The organism is Mycobacterium sp. NGS16, assembly GCF_059813225.1.
Genome location: NZ_JCALEE010000004.1, coordinates 1 through 14,392, shown reverse-complemented (window position 1 = coordinate 14,392; position 14,392 = coordinate 1). Strand labels below are relative to the sequence as shown.

16 protein-coding genes are annotated in these 14,392 nt (G+C 68.0%); 15 read left to right on the top strand and 1 reads right to left on the bottom strand.

Translation table 11 applies throughout. The features are described from left to right. Window positions 1-36: 36 nt before the first annotated feature. From prfA to AC5Y4Q_RS11715, 14 genes are all read left to right on the top strand, one after another. Window positions 37-1,113, top strand: coding sequence for a peptide chain release factor 1 (gene prfA / locus AC5Y4Q_RS11780; protein WP_064923074.1), 1,077 nt, complete (start codon window positions 37-39; stop codon window positions 1,111-1,113). Then, window positions 1,110-1,967: a peptide chain release factor N(5)-glutamine methyltransferase gene (prmC, locus tag AC5Y4Q_RS11775; protein ID WP_125225293.1), complete on the top strand. Its 858-nt coding sequence runs from the start codon at window positions 1,110-1,112 to the stop codon at window positions 1,965-1,967. Before prfA ends, prmC begins: the two co-directional genes overlap by 4 nt. Continuing rightward, window positions 1,964-2,623, top strand: coding sequence for an L-threonylcarbamoyladenylate synthase (locus AC5Y4Q_RS11770; protein WP_125225294.1), 660 nt, complete (start codon window positions 1,964-1,966; stop codon window positions 2,621-2,623). The genes prmC and AC5Y4Q_RS11770 overlap by 4 nt, the downstream gene beginning before the upstream one ends. After that, window positions 2,620-3,798, top strand: coding sequence for a glycosyltransferase family 4 protein (locus AC5Y4Q_RS11765; protein ID WP_185746651.1), 1,179 nt, complete (start codon window positions 2,620-2,622; stop codon window positions 3,796-3,798). The genes AC5Y4Q_RS11770 and AC5Y4Q_RS11765 overlap by 4 nt, the downstream gene beginning before the upstream one ends. A gap of 115 nt (window positions 3,799-3,913) precedes the next feature. Continuing rightward, window positions 3,914-4,375 (top strand): ATP synthase subunit I, encoded by a 462-nt coding sequence (locus tag AC5Y4Q_RS11760; RefSeq protein WP_125225295.1) that lies wholly within the window; start codon window positions 3,914-3,916, stop codon window positions 4,373-4,375. 2 nt (window positions 4,376-4,377) lie between these two features. Beyond that, complete coding sequence (gene atpB / locus AC5Y4Q_RS11755) at window positions 4,378-5,139, top strand: F0F1 ATP synthase subunit A (RefSeq protein WP_125225296.1); 762 nt, start codon at window positions 4,378-4,380, stop codon at window positions 5,137-5,139. Between the two features lie 62 nt (window positions 5,140-5,201). Continuing rightward, the gene (locus AC5Y4Q_RS11750; protein WP_064923065.1) at window positions 5,202-5,447 is read left to right on the top strand and encodes a F0F1 ATP synthase subunit C; all 246 of its coding nucleotides are present in this window, start codon (window positions 5,202-5,204) and stop codon (window positions 5,445-5,447) included. 9 nt (window positions 5,448-5,456) lie between these two features. Beyond that, window positions 5,457-5,990 carry a F0F1 ATP synthase subunit B gene (locus AC5Y4Q_RS11745; RefSeq protein WP_064923064.1) on the top strand — a complete coding sequence of 178 codons (534 nt, stop codon included), beginning with the start codon at window positions 5,457-5,459 and terminating at the stop codon, window positions 5,988-5,990. Between the two features lie 8 nt (window positions 5,991-5,998). Continuing rightward, window positions 5,999-7,336, top strand: a complete 1,338-nt coding sequence (locus AC5Y4Q_RS11740; protein WP_499959081.1) for a F0F1 ATP synthase subunit B/delta — start codon at window positions 5,999-6,001, stop codon at window positions 7,334-7,336. 62 nt (window positions 7,337-7,398) lie between these two features. Beyond that, window positions 7,399-9,048 carry a F0F1 ATP synthase subunit alpha gene (atpA, locus tag AC5Y4Q_RS11735; protein WP_064923059.1) on the top strand — a complete coding sequence of 550 codons (1,650 nt, stop codon included), beginning with the start codon at window positions 7,399-7,401 and terminating at the stop codon, window positions 9,046-9,048. Window positions 9,049-9,055: 7 nt separating this feature from the next. Then, window positions 9,056-9,979, top strand: a complete 924-nt coding sequence (locus AC5Y4Q_RS11730; RefSeq protein WP_064923057.1) for a F0F1 ATP synthase subunit gamma — start codon at window positions 9,056-9,058, stop codon at window positions 9,977-9,979. 35 nt (window positions 9,980-10,014) lie between these two features. Beyond that, on the top strand, window positions 10,015-11,445 hold the full coding sequence (gene atpD, locus AC5Y4Q_RS11725) for a F0F1 ATP synthase subunit beta (protein WP_064923056.1): 1,431 nt from the start codon (window positions 10,015-10,017) through the stop codon (window positions 11,443-11,445). A gap of 33 nt (window positions 11,446-11,478) precedes the next feature. After that, a complete protein-coding gene (locus tag AC5Y4Q_RS11720; protein WP_083038675.1) occupies window positions 11,479-11,844 on the top strand; it encodes a F0F1 ATP synthase subunit epsilon in 366 nt (121 codons plus the stop codon). 14 nt (window positions 11,845-11,858) lie between these two features. Continuing rightward, window positions 11,859-12,302: a DUF2550 domain-containing protein gene (locus AC5Y4Q_RS11715; protein ID WP_125225298.1), complete on the top strand. Its 444-nt coding sequence runs from the start codon at window positions 11,859-11,861 to the stop codon at window positions 12,300-12,302. 25 nt (window positions 12,303-12,327) lie between these two features. Here AC5Y4Q_RS11715 and AC5Y4Q_RS11710 read toward each other — a convergent pair whose 3' ends face one another. After that, window positions 12,328-12,918 carry a cob(I)yrinic acid a,c-diamide adenosyltransferase gene (locus AC5Y4Q_RS11710; RefSeq protein ID WP_125225299.1) on the bottom strand — a complete coding sequence of 197 codons (591 nt, stop codon included), beginning with the start codon at window positions 12,916-12,918 and terminating at the stop codon, window positions 12,328-12,330. Window positions 12,919-13,017: 99 nt separating this feature from the next. On the opposite strand from AC5Y4Q_RS11710, the gene murA reads away from it, so the two are divergent. Continuing rightward, window positions 13,018-14,271 carry a UDP-N-acetylglucosamine 1-carboxyvinyltransferase gene (murA, locus tag AC5Y4Q_RS11705; RefSeq protein ID WP_064923048.1) on the top strand — a complete coding sequence of 418 codons (1,254 nt, stop codon included), beginning with the start codon at window positions 13,018-13,020 and terminating at the stop codon, window positions 14,269-14,271. Window positions 14,272-14,392 lie beyond the last annotated feature (121 nt).

Genomic DNA, 14,392 nt, shown 5'->3' with positions numbered 1-14,392 from the left:
CCCGGGCGTCGGCTTGTGTTCGGGGATGGAGGTGAGATGACCCGCAGCATGCAGGCGATCGAGGCCCTGCTGGCCGAACACGCCGCGCTGGAAACTCAGCTCGCCGATCCCGAACTGCACAACAATCCGGTCGAGGCCCGCCGGGCCGGGCGCCGCTTCGCCCAGCTGGCGCCCATCGTCGCCACGCACCGCAAACTCGAGTCGGCCCGCGGCGACCTGGAGGCCGCCCGGGAGCTGGCCGCCGACGACGCGTCGTTCGCCGCCGAGGTGCCCGAGCTGGAGGCCCGCGTCGCCGAACTGGACACCGCGCTCACCGACATGCTCGCGCCCCGCGATCCCCACGACGCCGACGACATCGTGCTCGAGGTCAAATCCGGGGAGGGCGGCGAGGAATCGGCGCTGTTCGCCGCCGACCTGGCCCGGATGTACATCCGCTACGCCGAACGGCAGGGCTGGTCGGTGACGGTGCTCGACGAGACCACCTCCGATCTCGGCGGCTACAAAGACGCCACCATCACCATCGCCAGCAAGGGCGACAGCCCCGACGGCGTCTGGTCGAAGATGAAGTTCGAGGGCGGGGTGCACCGCGTGCAGCGGGTCCCGGTCACCGAATCCCAGGGGCGGGTCCACACGTCGGCCGCCGGCGTGCTCGTCTACCCCGAACCCGAAGAGGTCGGCGAGGTACAGATCGACGAGTCGGACCTGCGCATCGACGTCTACCGGTCCTCCGGCAAGGGCGGTCAGGGCGTCAACACCACCGACTCGGCGGTGCGCATCACCCACCTGCCGACCGGGATCGTGGTCACCTGCCAGAACGAGCGGTCTCAGCTGCAGAACAAGACCCGCGCCTTGCAGGTGCTGGCGGCCCGGCTGCAGGCGGTGGCCGAGGAACAGGCACTCGCGGACGCCTCCGCTGACCGCGCCAGCCAGATCCGCACGGTGGACCGCAGCGAGCGCATCCGCACCTACAACTTCCCGGAGAACCGGATCACCGACCACCGCATCGGCTACAAGGCGCACAACCTCGACCAGGTTCTCGACGGGGACCTCGACGCAATGTTCGACGCACTGGCCGCCGCCGACAAAGAATCCCGGTTACAGGGGACGTCGTGAGCGCACTCCGGGACGCGATCGACTCCGCAACTGCCGTCTTCGCCGATGCCGGAATCGACTCGGCCCGCTTCGACGCCGAAGAGCTCGCCGCCCACGTGGCCGGCGTCGACCGCGGCCGCCTGGTGCTGCTGGATCCCCCCGGCGACGTCTTCTTCGGGCGCTACCGGGAATTAGTGGCCGCTCGCCGATCCCGGATCCCGCTCCAGCATCTGATCGGGACCGCGGCGTTCGGTCCGGTGACGCTGCACGTCGGCTCCGGGGTGTTCATTCCGCGACCGGAGACCGAAGCCATGCTCGAATGGTCCTTGAAACAACTTGAGCGACAAGAGCTTCCTGGTTCGCCGGTGATCGTCGACGCCTGCACCGGTTCCGGTGCCCTGGCGATCGCGTTGGCCCACAGTGTTCCCGGCGCCCGAGTGCTCGCCGTCGACGACTCCGAAACCGCGCTGGGCTACGCGCGTCGCAACTGCGCGACCACGTCGGTGGAAGTGATCCGCGCCGATGTCACTGAGCCTGGTCTGCTCTCAGAGCTGGACGGCCGGGTCGACCTGCTGGTGGCCAACCCGCCCTACATCCCCGACGGCGCCGAGCTGGATCCCGAAGTGGCCCAGCATGACCCGGCGCATGCGCTGTTCGGCGGCCCGGATGGCATGGCAGTGATCACCCCGCTGGCTGCGTTGGCTGCGCGCCTGCTGCGCCCCGGCGGCTTGTTCGCCGTCGAACACGACGACACCACCGCGGCGCCCACCGTCGAAACCGTGCGCGGCACCGGGTCTTTCGACGACGTGGTGTCCCGATCGGACCTGGCCGGACGGCCCCGATTCGTGACGGCAGTCAGGAACGATCAACCATGACAGAGGTTTTCGACTGCGCCGATGTCGAGCAGCGTGCAGCGGGGATCGCGGCGGCGATCGACGCGGTTCGCGGCGGCCGATTGGCGGTGCTGCCCACCGACACCGTCTACGGCATCGGCGCTGACGCGTTCAACGTCGCCGGGGTGACCGCGCTCCTGGCAGCCAAAAGGCGCGGCCGCGACATGCCGGTGGGAGTGCTGGTCGGGTCGTGGAACTCCATCGACGGGCTGGCCCTGGTGGTGCCCGACACCGCCCGCGAGCTGATCCGGGCGTTCTGGCCGGGCGCCATCAGCCTGATCGTCACCCAGGCGCCGTCGCTGCAGTGGGACCTGGGCGAAGCCCGCGGCACGGTCATGGTGCGCATGCCGCTGCACCCGGTGGCCCTCGAGGTACTCCAGGCCGTGGGCCCGATGGCGGTGTCAAGCGCCAACGTCTCCGGCAGCGCAGCGGCCCTCGACGCCGCGGAGGCACGCCGCCAACTCGGCGACGCAGTCGACGTCTACCTCGACGCCGGTCGGGCCGAGCAGGGGGAGGCCTCGACGATCGTCGATCTGACCGGTCCCGCCCCGCGCATCGTCCGGAGCGGGCCGATCTCGGCCGAGCAGATCGGGGCGGTGCTGGGGCTGGACCCGGCAGCGCTGACGGAGACGCCGTGACCAGCCTGCTCGCCCTGGCCGATCGTGGTGCCGGCGTGCCGCTGCGCGAGCTCGCGCTGGTCGGGTTGACCGCTGCGATCATCACCTACTTCAGCACCGGGCCGGTCCGCTGGCTGGCCACCCGGTTCGGGGCGGTCGCCTACCCGCGGGAACGCGACGTCCATGTGCAGCCGACCCCACGGATGGGCGGGTTGGCGATGTACGTCGGCGTCGTCGCCGCGATCTTCCTGGCGTCCCAGCTGCCCGCACTCACCCGCGGCTTCGTCTATTCCACCGGCATGCCGGCGGTGGTGCTGGCCGGCGGGGTGATCATGGGCATCGGCCTGCTCGACGACAAGTGGGGCCTGGATGCACTGACCAAGTTCGCCGGCCAGATCACCGCGGCCAGCGTGCTGGTCACCATGGGGGTGGCCTGGAGTGTGCTCTACATCCCGATCGGCGGGGTCGGCACGGTGGTGCTCGATCAGGTGTCGTCGATCCTGCTCACGTTGGCGCTGACCGTGTCGGTGGTCAACGCGATGAACTTCGTCGACGGCCTCGACGGGCTTGCGGCCGGCCTCGGCCTGATCACCGCGCTGGCGATCTGCATGTTCTCGGTCGGCCTGCTCTCCGATCACGGCGGCGACGTGCTGTTCTACCCGCCGGCGCTGATCTCGGTGGTGCTGGCCGGGGCCTGTCTGGGCTTCCTGCCGCACAACTTCCACCCGGCCAAGATCTTCATGGGCGACTCCGGGTCGATGCTGATCGGGCTGATGCTGGCCGCCGCCTCCACGACCGCCGCGGGGCCGATCTCGCAGAGCGCCTACGGCGCCCGCGACGTCTTCGCGCTGCTGTCGCCCTTCCTGCTGGTCGCCGCCGTGGTGTGTGTGCCCGCACTGGACATGCTGCTGGCGATCATCAGGCGCACCCGAGCCGGCCGCAGCCCGTTCAGCCCCGACAAGATGCACCTGCACCACCGGCTGCTGCAGATCGGCCACTCGCACCGCCGGGTGGTGTTGTTGATCTACTTGTGGGTGGCGATCGTCGCGTTCGGAACCGCCGGCACCATCTTCTTCGACCCGCGCTACACCGGGGCGGTGATGCTGGGTGCGATGCTCATCGCGATTGTCGTTACGCTCATCCCGCTGTTGCGTCGCGATGAGGGCCTGGAAGACAGCCCCTACGACGCGCGGTAGTAGCACCGTCTAGGATGGTGTTGTAGGTGGTTCCGCAGCGCGTTCGGGCATCCGATACGCTCGGCGGGCAACTTCACGACAGTGACACAGAGCAAGTCGAGATTGGGGTGAGGCGGTGACGACACCAGCGCAGGATGCGCCGTTGGTGTTTCCCTCCGTGGCCTTTCGGCCACTGCGCCTTTCCGTCATCTGCGCCGTGCTCGCCGCAGTGGCCACGCTGTTGGCCGGATACCTGGGCAACCCGCTCTTCGGAGTTTTCTTCGGAGGCGGCTTGGCGCTGGGCCTCAGCAACGCCTTGCTGGTACGTCGCTCGGTGGAGTCGATCACCGCGAAGGATCACCCGCTCAAATCGCAGATGGCGCTGAACTCCGCGACCCGGCTGCTGGTCATCAGTGTCGTGGGCTTGGGGATCGCCTACCTGTTCCGGCCGCTCGGTCTGGGTGTGCTGGCCGGGCTGGCACTGTTCGAGGTGCTGCTGGTGGCAACCACCGCGTTGCCGGTGTTGAAGGAACTTCGCCGCTCCGCAGCGGCTGATGCGTCAGAGGGCTTTGAGGGCACCGAAGGGACGGCACAGTAGTAATGATCGAGACCACCCTGGCCGAAGCCAAGATCGAGGTCGGCCACCACGAGACCGCCGTCTGGCCGTTGCTCGGGACGGTCAACGTCGACACCATCCTGGCGAGCGCGATCGCTGCCGGGATCGTCATCGCGCTGGCGTTCTACCTGCGGGCCAAGGTCACCTCCACCGGCGTTCCCGGCGGCGTGCAGTTGTTCTTCGAGGCGATCACCGTTCAGATGCGCAACCAGATCGAAGGCGCGATCGGCATGCGCATCGCGCCGTTCGTGCTGCCGCTGGCCGTCACGATCTTCGTGTTCATCCTCGTGTCGAACTGGCTGTCGGTGCTGCCCTTGCAGTTCTCGGACGAGTCCGGCGCCGCCAAAGAGCTGTTCGCGCCACCAGCGGCCGACATCAACTACGTGCTGGCGTTGGCGCTGTTCGTGTTCCTCTGCTACCACCTGGCCGGGTTCTGGCGCCGTGGCTTGCTGGGCCACCCGTGGCGGGTGCTCAAGGGACACGTCGCCTTCCTGGCGCCGATCAACCTGGTCGAGGAGATCGCGAAGCCGATCTCGCTGTCGCTGCGACTTTTCGGCAACATCTTCGCCGGCGGCATCCTGGTCGGCTTGATCGCGCTGTTCCCGCCCTATGTGCTGTGGGCCCCCAACGCGATATGGAAAGCGTTCGACTTGTTCGTCGGGCTGATCCAGGCGTTCATCTTCGCGCTGCTGACCATCTTGTACTTCTCGCAGGCGATGGAGCTAGAAGATCATGCAGACCACTAGCAAGCCCGACACCACAACAAAGACCTGGTAGAGAACTACCAGCTAGCAAGGAGGAATAAGGTATGGACCCCCAAATCGCAATGGGTGCCCTCATCGGCGGCGGTCTGATCATGGCCGGTGGCGCGATCGGTGCCGGTATCGGTGACGGCATCGCGGGCAATGCGCTGATCTCCGGAATCGCCCGGCAGCCCGAGGCTCAGGGCCGGCTGTTCACCCCGTTCTTCATCACGGTCGGTCTGGTCGAGGCGGCCTACTTCATCAACCTGGCGTTCATGGCGCTGTTCGTCTTCGCCACTCCGGTCAAGTAGTCCGCTCCTATGGGTGACATGAGCGCTGTCGTCCTGGCCGCGACCCGCCAGGTCGCCGAGGGAGGCGAGGGAGGCGAAACCAGCAACTTCCTCATCCCCAACGGCACCTTCTTCGTCGTGCTGGGCATTTTCTTGATCGTGCTCGGTGTGATCGGCACCTTCGTGGTGCCGCCGATCATGAGGGTGTTGCGGGAGCGCGACAACATGGTCACCAAGACCCTCGCCGACAACCGGGAGTCAGCCGAGCAGTTCGCGGCCGCCGACGCCGACTACGAAAAGCAGATGGCGGCTGCGCGGCTGGAGGCGTCAACGGTTCGGGACGAGGCTCGGGCCGAGGGCCGCAAGGCCATCGAGGAGCAGCGGTCGGCAGCGGAGGCGGAGGTGGCCTCGACATTGCAGGCCGCCACCGAGCAACTCAAGCAGGAAGGCGATGCGGTGAGTGAGCAGCTGCAGGCCCGGGTGGCAACCTTGTCGGCCACCCTGGCCAGTCGGATTCTCGGCGTGGACGCCGAGGCACTCTCCGCGGCGAGCACGGGGCGGTAGCAACAAAGATGTCGACATTCATCGGGCAGCTGGTCGGCTTTGCCGTCATCGTCTGGCTGTTGGTCAAGTTCGTCGTTCCACCGGTGCGCAAGCTGATGGCCGACCAGCAGGAGTCGGTGCGCCGGCAGCTGGAAGAGGCTGCGGCAGCGGCGGCCCGGCTGGCCGAGGCCGGCCAGGCGCACTCCACGGCGCTTGCCAACGCGGAGACCGAGGCGCAGCGCGTCAGGACCGAGGCCCGCACCGATGCGGAGCGGATCGCGGAGCAACTGCGCGGCCAAGCCGGCGTCGAGGCCGAACGCGTCAAGGCTGCCGGCGGCCAGCAGGTGGGTCTGATGCGTGCCCAGTTGATCCGCGAGCTGCGCTCCGAGCTCGGCGCCGAAGCGGTGCAGCGGGCGGCCGAGCTGGTGCGCGACTACGTCGCCGACCCGCAACGGCAGGCCGCCACCGTCGACCGGTTCCTCGACGAACTCGACGCCATGGCGCCGAAGTCGGTCGACGTCGAATCGCCGATCCAGGCCCGCATGCGCTCCGCCAGCCGGGAGGCTCTGGCCGGCTTGTTGGACAAGTTCGGCGAGGTGGCAGGCGGCCTGGACGAGCAGGGCTTGTCCGCCCTGGCCGGTGACCTGACCGCGGTCGCCGAATTGCTGGCGCGCGAGACCGTGGTGACCCGCCACCTGACCGTGCCGACCGAAGACGCCGCGCCGAAGGTGCGCCTGGTGCAGCGGCTGTTCTCCGACAAGATCGGCGCTTCCGCCCTGACGCTGGTGACCGACGCCGCCTCGGCCCGGTGGTCCACCGAGGCCGACCTGATCGCTGCCGTCGAACACGTCGCCCGCCAGGCGCTGCTGCTCTCAGCCGAGCGCAACGGCACGGCCGATGAGGTGGAGGACCAGTTGTTCCGGTTCTCCCGCGTGCTCGACGCGCAACCTCGGCTCGACACCCTGCTCAGTGACACCGCGTCACCGGCGGCCGGCCGGGTCGGGTTGCTGCGCAACGTCATCAGCGGTGGCAGTGGTGCCAACGCGGTCACGACCGCGCTGCTCGAGCAGACCATCCGGTTGCTGCGCGCGCAGTCCGCGCACCAGGCCGTCACCGAGCTCGCCCAGATCGCGGTGGCACGGCGCGGCGAGGTGGTGGCGCACGTCGGCGCGGCCGCCGACCTCAGCGACGCCCAGCGCACCCGGCTCAACACCGTGCTGAGCCGGATCTACAACCATCCGGTGCGTGTGCAGGTCGGCATCGACCCCGCACTGCTGGGCGGGCTGGCGATCTCGGTCGGTGACGAGGTGATCGACGGGACGCTGTCGTCGCGCCTGGCCGCTGCAAAGACGCAATTGCCCGACTGACCCAAGACTGATCCCGGTCTAAGACCCACAACCCATAATTCGAGGCAGGAAGACGAAAAGCCATGGCAGAGTTGACAATCTCCTCTGACGACATTCAGGGGGCGATCGAGGAGTACGTGAGCTCCTTCAGCGCCGACACCGCGCGCGAGGAGGTCGGCACCGTCATCGACGCTGGCGACGGCATCGCACACGTCGAAGGCCTGCCGTCGGTGATGACCCAGGAGCTCCTGGAGTTCCCCGGCGGGGTGCTGGGCGTGGCCCTGAACCTCGACGAGCACAACGTCGGCGCGGTGATCCTGGGCGACTTCGAGAACATCGAAGAGGGCCAGCAGGTCAAGCGCACCGGTGAGGTGCTCTCGGTGCCGGTCGGCGACGGCTTCCTCGGTCGCGTGGTCAACCCGCTCGGCCAGCCGATCGACGCCCGCGGCGAGATCGAGTCCGAGACCCGTCGTCCGCTGGAGATGCAGGCGCCCTCGGTGGTGCAGCGCCAGAGCGTGTCCGAGCCGCTGCAGACCGGTATCAAGGCCGTCGACGCCATGACCCCGATCGGCCGCGGCCAGCGTCAGCTGATCATCGGCGACCGCAAGACCGGCAAGACCGCGCTGTGCGTGGACACCATCCTCAACCAGCGCCAGAACTGGGAGACCGGCGACCCCAACCAGCAGGTCCGCTGCGTGTACGTCGCGATCGGACAGAAGGGCACCACCATCGCCAGCGTGCGCCGCGCGCTGGAAGAGGGCGGCGCCATGGACTACACCACGATCGTCGCCGCGCCGGCCTCGGACTCCGCCGGCTTCAAGTGGCTGGCCCCTTACACCGGTTCGGCGATCGCCCAGCACTGGATGTACCAGGGCAAGCACGTGCTGATCGTGTTCGACGACCTGACCAAGCAGGCCGAGGCCTACCGCGCCATCTCGCTGCTGTTGCGCCGCCCGCCGGGCCGCGAGGCCTACCCGGGCGACGTGTTCTACCTGCACTCCCGGCTGCTGGAGCGCTGCGCGAAGCTCTCCGACGAACTGGGTGGTGGTTCGCTGACCGGCCTGCCGATCATCGAGACCAAGGCCAACGACATCTCGGCCTACATCCCGACCAACGTCATCTCGATCACCGACGGCCAGTGCTTCCTGGAGAGCGACCTGTTCAACCAGGGTGTCCGCCCGGCCATCAACGTCGGTGTGTCGGTGTCCCGCGTCGGTGGCGCCGCGCAGATCAAGGCGATGAAGGAGGTGGCCGGCTCGCTGCGTCTGGACCTGTCGCAGTACCGCGAGCTCGAGGCCTTCGCCGCCTTCGCCTCCGACCTGGACGCCACCAGCAAGGCGCAGCTGGACCGGGGTGCTCGGCTGGTGGAGCTGCTCAAGCAGCCCCAGTACGCGCCGATGCCGGTCGAGGAGCAGGTGGTCTCGATCTTCCTGGGCACCGAGGGGCACCTGGACTCGGTGCCGGTCGAGGACGTGGGCCGCTTCGAATCCGAGCTGCTGGACCACATCCGGGCCTCCGAGAGCGGTCTGTTGAGCGGGATCCGCGAGTCGAAGAAGCTGTCCGAGGAAGCCAGCGAGAAGCTGGTCGAGGTAATCAACCAGTTCAAGAAGGGCTTCGCCGCCACTGATGGCAGCTCGGTGGTGCCCGACGAACACGTTGAGGCGCTCGACGAGGACAAGCTCGGCAAGGAAGCGGTGCAGGTCCGCAAGGCCGCGCCGGCGAAGAAGAAGTAACGCCGCTATGGCAGCCACACTTCGGGAACTACGCGGGCGGATCCGCTCGGCCGGGTCGATCAAGAAGATCACCAAGGCCCAGGAGCTGATCGCCACCTCGCGTATCGGTCGGGCGCAGGCCCGGCTCGAAACGGCGCGGCCGTACGCCACCGAGATCACCCGGATGCTCACGACATTGGCCGCCGAAGCGGCCCTGGACCACCCCCTGCTGGTCGAGCGCAGCCAGCCCAAGCGGGCGGGTGTCCTGGTGGTGTCGTCCGACCGTGGTCTGTGTGGCGGGTACAACGCCAACGTCTTCCGCCGGGCCGAGGAGCTGTTCGCCTTGCTGCGGTCGGAGGGCAAGGACCCGGTTCTCTACGTCGTCGGCCGTAAGGCGCTGGCTTACTACAGCTTCCGCAACTGGACGGTCACCGACTCGTGGACCGGCTTCTCCGAGCAGCCGACCTACGAGAACGCCGCCGAGATCGCCTCGACGCTGGTCGACGCGTTCATGTCCGGTGTCGACGACGACGGCAACGACCCGGGGGCGGACGGGGTGCTGGGCGTGGACGAGCTGCACATTGTGGCCACCGACTTCCGCTCGATGCTGTCGCAGTCGGCCGAGGCACGCCGGATCGCCCCGATGCTGGTGGAGTACGTCGGCGAGGAGAGCGGTCCGCGAACCCTGTACTCCTTCGAGCCGGACGCCACCACGCTGTTCGACTCGCTGCTGCCGCGGTATCTGACCACCCGCGTGTACGCGGCGCTGCTCGACTCGGCGGCATCGGAGCTGGCCTCGCGTCAGCGCGCCATGAAGTCGGCGACCGACAACGCCGACGACCTGATCAAAGCGCTGACGCTGGAGGCCAACCGCGAGCGCCAGGCCCAGATCACCCAGGAAATCAGCGAAATCGTCGGCGGTGCGAACGCCCTCGCCGACGCCGCCCGGTAAGCCCCCGCTAAGCCACTGAGGAAGCGAAGAAGATAATGACTGTTACCGCTGACAAGACAACCGCCGGCCGCGTGGTGCGCGTGACCGGCCCCGTCGTCGACGTCGAGTTCCCTCGGGGCGCGGTGCCCGAGCTGTTCAACGCGCTGCACGCCGAGATCACCTTCGAGGAGCTGGCGAAGACGCTGACCCTGGAGGTCGCCCAGCACCTGGGTGACAACCTGGTGCGCTGCATCTCGATGCAGCCCACCGACGGCCTGGTGCGTGGCGTCGAGGTGACCGACACCGGGGCGGCGATCTCGGTGCCCGTCGGCCATGACGTCAAGGGCCACGTGTTCAACGCCCTGGGCCACTGCTTGGACAAGCCCGGCTACGGCGAGGACTTCGAGCACTGGGCGATTCACCGCAAGCCGCCGGCCTTCAACGAGCTGGAACCGCGCACCGAGATGCTCGAGACCGGTCTGAAGGTCGTCGACCTGCTCACCCCGTACGTGCGCGGCGGCAAGATCGCTCTGTTCGGCGGTGCCGGTGTGGGCAAGACGGTGCTGATCCAGGAGATGATCAACCGCATCGCCCGCAACTTCGGTGGTACCTCGGTGTTCGCCGGGGTGGGGGAGCGTACCCGTGAGGGCAACGACCTGTGGGTCGAGCTCGAGGACGCCAACGTGCTCAAGGACACCGCGCTGGTGTTCGGTCAGATGGACGAGCCGCCGGGCACTCGTATGCGGGTGGCGCTGTCGGCGCTGACCATGGCCGAGTGGTTCCGCGACGAGGCGGGCCAGGACGTGCTGCTGTTCATCGACAACATCTTCCGGTTCACCCAGGCCGGCTCCGAGGTCTCGACCCTGCTGGGCCGGATGCCCTCGGCCGTGGGTTACCAGCCCACCCTGGCCGACGAGATGGGTGAGCTGCAGGAGCGGATCACCTCGACGCGCGGTCGGTCCATCACCTCGATGCAGGCCGTGTACGTGCCCGCCGACGACTACACCGACCCGGCGCCGGCGACCACGTTCGCGCACCTGGACGCGACCACCGAGCTGAGCCGTGCGGTGTTCTCCAAGGGCATCTTCCCGGCGGTGGACCCGCTGGCGTCCAGCTCGACCATTCTGGACCCGGCCGTGGTCGGCGAGGAGCATTACCGCGTCGCCCAGGAGGTCATCCGGATCCTGCAGCGTTACAAGGACCTGCAGGACATCATCGCCATTCTGGGCATCGACGAGTTGTCCGAAGAGGACAAGCAGCTGGTCGGCCGGGCCCGGCGCATCGAGCGGTTCCTGAGCCAGAACATGATGGCGGCCGAACAGTTCACCGGCCAGCCCGGTTCCACGGTGCCGCTCAAGGAGACCATCGAGGCCTTCGACCGGCTGACCAAGGGTGACTTCGACCACTTGCCCGAGCAGGCGTTCTTCCTGATCGGTGGTCTCGACGACCTGGCCAAGAAGGCCGAGAGCCTGGGCGCCAAGCTGTGATGACCGCTTTCGAGCGCCGAAAGGCGGTGTGAGATGGCCGAAATCGATGTGGACATCGTCGCGGTCGACCGCAAGGTGTGGTCGGGCAAGGCGACGTTCATCTTCACCCGGACCACCGTCGGGGAGATCGGGATCTACCCGCGGCACATCCCGCTGGTCGCCGAACTCGTCGACGACGCGATGGTGCGGGTGGACCGGGTCGAGGAGGGCGAGCTGCGGCTGGCCGTGCACGGCGGTTTTCTGTCGGTGACCGACGAGGGCGTCAGCATCCTGGCCGAATCCGTCGACTTCGCCGCGGAGATCGACGAGGCGACCGCACGCCACGACGCCAACTCCAACGACCCGAAGTTGGCCGCACAGGGCCGAGCCAGGCTGCGCGCCCTGGGTGTCATCGATTAGCGGGGCATGAGTCGATGAGCACGCCCATGATCTGCATGGTCGTGCTCGTCGCCGTGCTCTTCGGCGCCGTGCTGGCGCTGAGCTACCGGCTGTGGAAGCTGCGTCAGGGCGGCACCGCGGCGATCATGCGGGACCTGCCGGCCGTCGGAGGGCACGGCTGGCGCCACGGCGTGGTCCGTTATCGCGGCGGTGAAGCCGCCTTCTACCGGCTCTCCAGTGTGCGACTGTGGCCGGACCGCCGGCTGTCGCGCCGCGGCGTGGATGTGGTGTCGCGGCGCGCTCCCCGCGGTGATGAGTTCGACATCATGACTGACGAGATCGTGGTGCTCGAACTGTGCGACACCACCCAAGATCGTCGGGCCGGTTTCGAGATAGCGCTGGACCGCGGCGCCCGCACCGCGTTCTTATCCTGGCTGGAGGCCCGCCCGTCTCCGCGGTCCCGCCGGCACAGTTACTGAGCAGCCGAAACCGCTCGGCGCGGACTCACTTTTCGGGACGATCCTGACGATCGCCGCCGGGTTGCCAGAGCACGTCGCCATCGGGGTTGGCCACCCGGCACAGCACGAACATCAAGTCCGACAACCGATTCAGGTATTTCGCGGGCAGGATCGACACCCCGTCGGCATGGGTTTCGACGGCCGCCCACGCCGACCGCTCCGCGCGGCGCACCGCGGTGCGGGCCACGTGCAGCAACGCCGAGAGCGGAGAACCGCCCGGCAGGATGAACGAGTTCAACGCCGGCAGCGGCTCGTTGTATAGGTCGCACCACGCTTCGACGCGGTCGATGTAGTCGCCGGTGATCCGCAGCGGCGGATACTTGGGGTTCTCCACCACCGGAGTGGCCAGGTCGGCGCCGGTGTCGAACAGATCGTTCTGGATGTGCAGCAGTGTTGACCTGACCGGGTCGGCGGGCTTGCCCAGCGCGACCGCGACACCGATGGCGGCGTTGGCTTCCTCACAATCGGCGTAGGCCACCAGGCGGGGATCGGTCTTGGGGACCCGCGAGAAGTCGCTCAATCCGGTGGTGCCGTCGTCGCCGGTACGCGTGTAGACGCGGGTGATATGCACTGCCATGGTCCAAACCGTACCGGGGCCGGCAACCGGGGCGAGGAGGGCCGGTCAGCGCCGGGTTTCATTCGGGATCAGGGTCGAATCCTCACTAGACTGACGCGCGTGGGTGAGCGTTTCGTGGTTACCGGCGGCAATCGGTTGTCCGGTGAAGTCGCCGTGGGCGGTGCTAAGAACAGCGTCCTCAAACTGATGGCTGCGGCGCTGCTGGCCGAGGGCACCAGCACCATCACCAACTGCCCCGACATTCTCGACGTGCCGCTGATGGCCGAGGTGCTGCGCGGCCTGGGCGCCAACGTCGAGCTCGACGGGACCACGGTGCGGATCACCTCGCCGGATGAACCCAAGTACGACGCGGACTTCGCCGCGGTGCGGCAGTTCCGGGCATCGGTATGCGTGCTCGGGCCGCTGGTGGGCCGCTGCCTACGCGCGAAGGTCGCACTGCCCGGCGGTGACGCGATCGGGTCCCGTCCACTCGACATGCATCAGGCCGGCCTGCGCCAGCTGGGCGCTACTTGCAATATCGAGCACGGCTGTGTGGTCGCCCACGCCGACGCACTGCGCGGCGCCGAGATTCAGCTGGAGTTTCCCTCGGTCGGCGCCACGGAGAACATCTTGATGGCCGCGGTGCTGGCCGAGGGCGTCACGACCATCCACAATGCTGCGCGCGAACCCGACGTGGTCGACCTGTGCACGATGCTGAACCAGATGGGGGCCCAGGTCGAAGGTGCCGGCTCGCCGACGCTGAGGATCACCGGGGTGCCGCGCTTGCACCCGACCCAACACGAGGTGATCGGCGACCGGATCGTCGCCGCCACCTGGGCGATCGCGGCGGTGATGACCCGCGGCGACATCTCGGTGACCGGTGTCGACCCGGCCCACCTGCAGCTCGTCCTACACAAGTTGCACGACGCAGGGGCGACCGTGACCCAGTCCGACAACGGCTTCCGGGTGGTCCAGTACGAACGGCCCAAGGCGGTCAACGTCGCGACCCTGCCGTTCCCCGGTTTCCCCACCGACCTGCAGCCGATGGCGATCGGCCTGGCGGCGATCGCCGACGGCACATCGATGATCACCGAGAACGTCTTCGAGGCAAGGTTCCGATTCGTCGAGGAGATGATCCGCCTGGGCGCCGACGCCCGCACCGACGGACACCACGCGGTGGTGCGCGGTCTGCCGCAGCTCTCCAGCGCGCCGGTGTGGGCCTCCGACATCCGAGCCGGCGCCGGTCTGGTCCTTGCGGGCCTGGTGGCAGACGGTGACACCGAGGTCCACGACGTCTATCACATCGATCGCGGCTACCCGTTGTTCGTGGAGTACCTGGCCGGTCTCGGCGCCGAAATCGAGCGTGTAAGATAGGTCAGGCCGGCGCGCCGCACGCGGAACGCCGAGCCGTCTGGAAGACCTTCCGGTAGCCCCGAAAACGTCGGAGTTGACTCAGCTCCGGCTACCGAGTAGAGTAGCGGGGTTGCCTGAAACC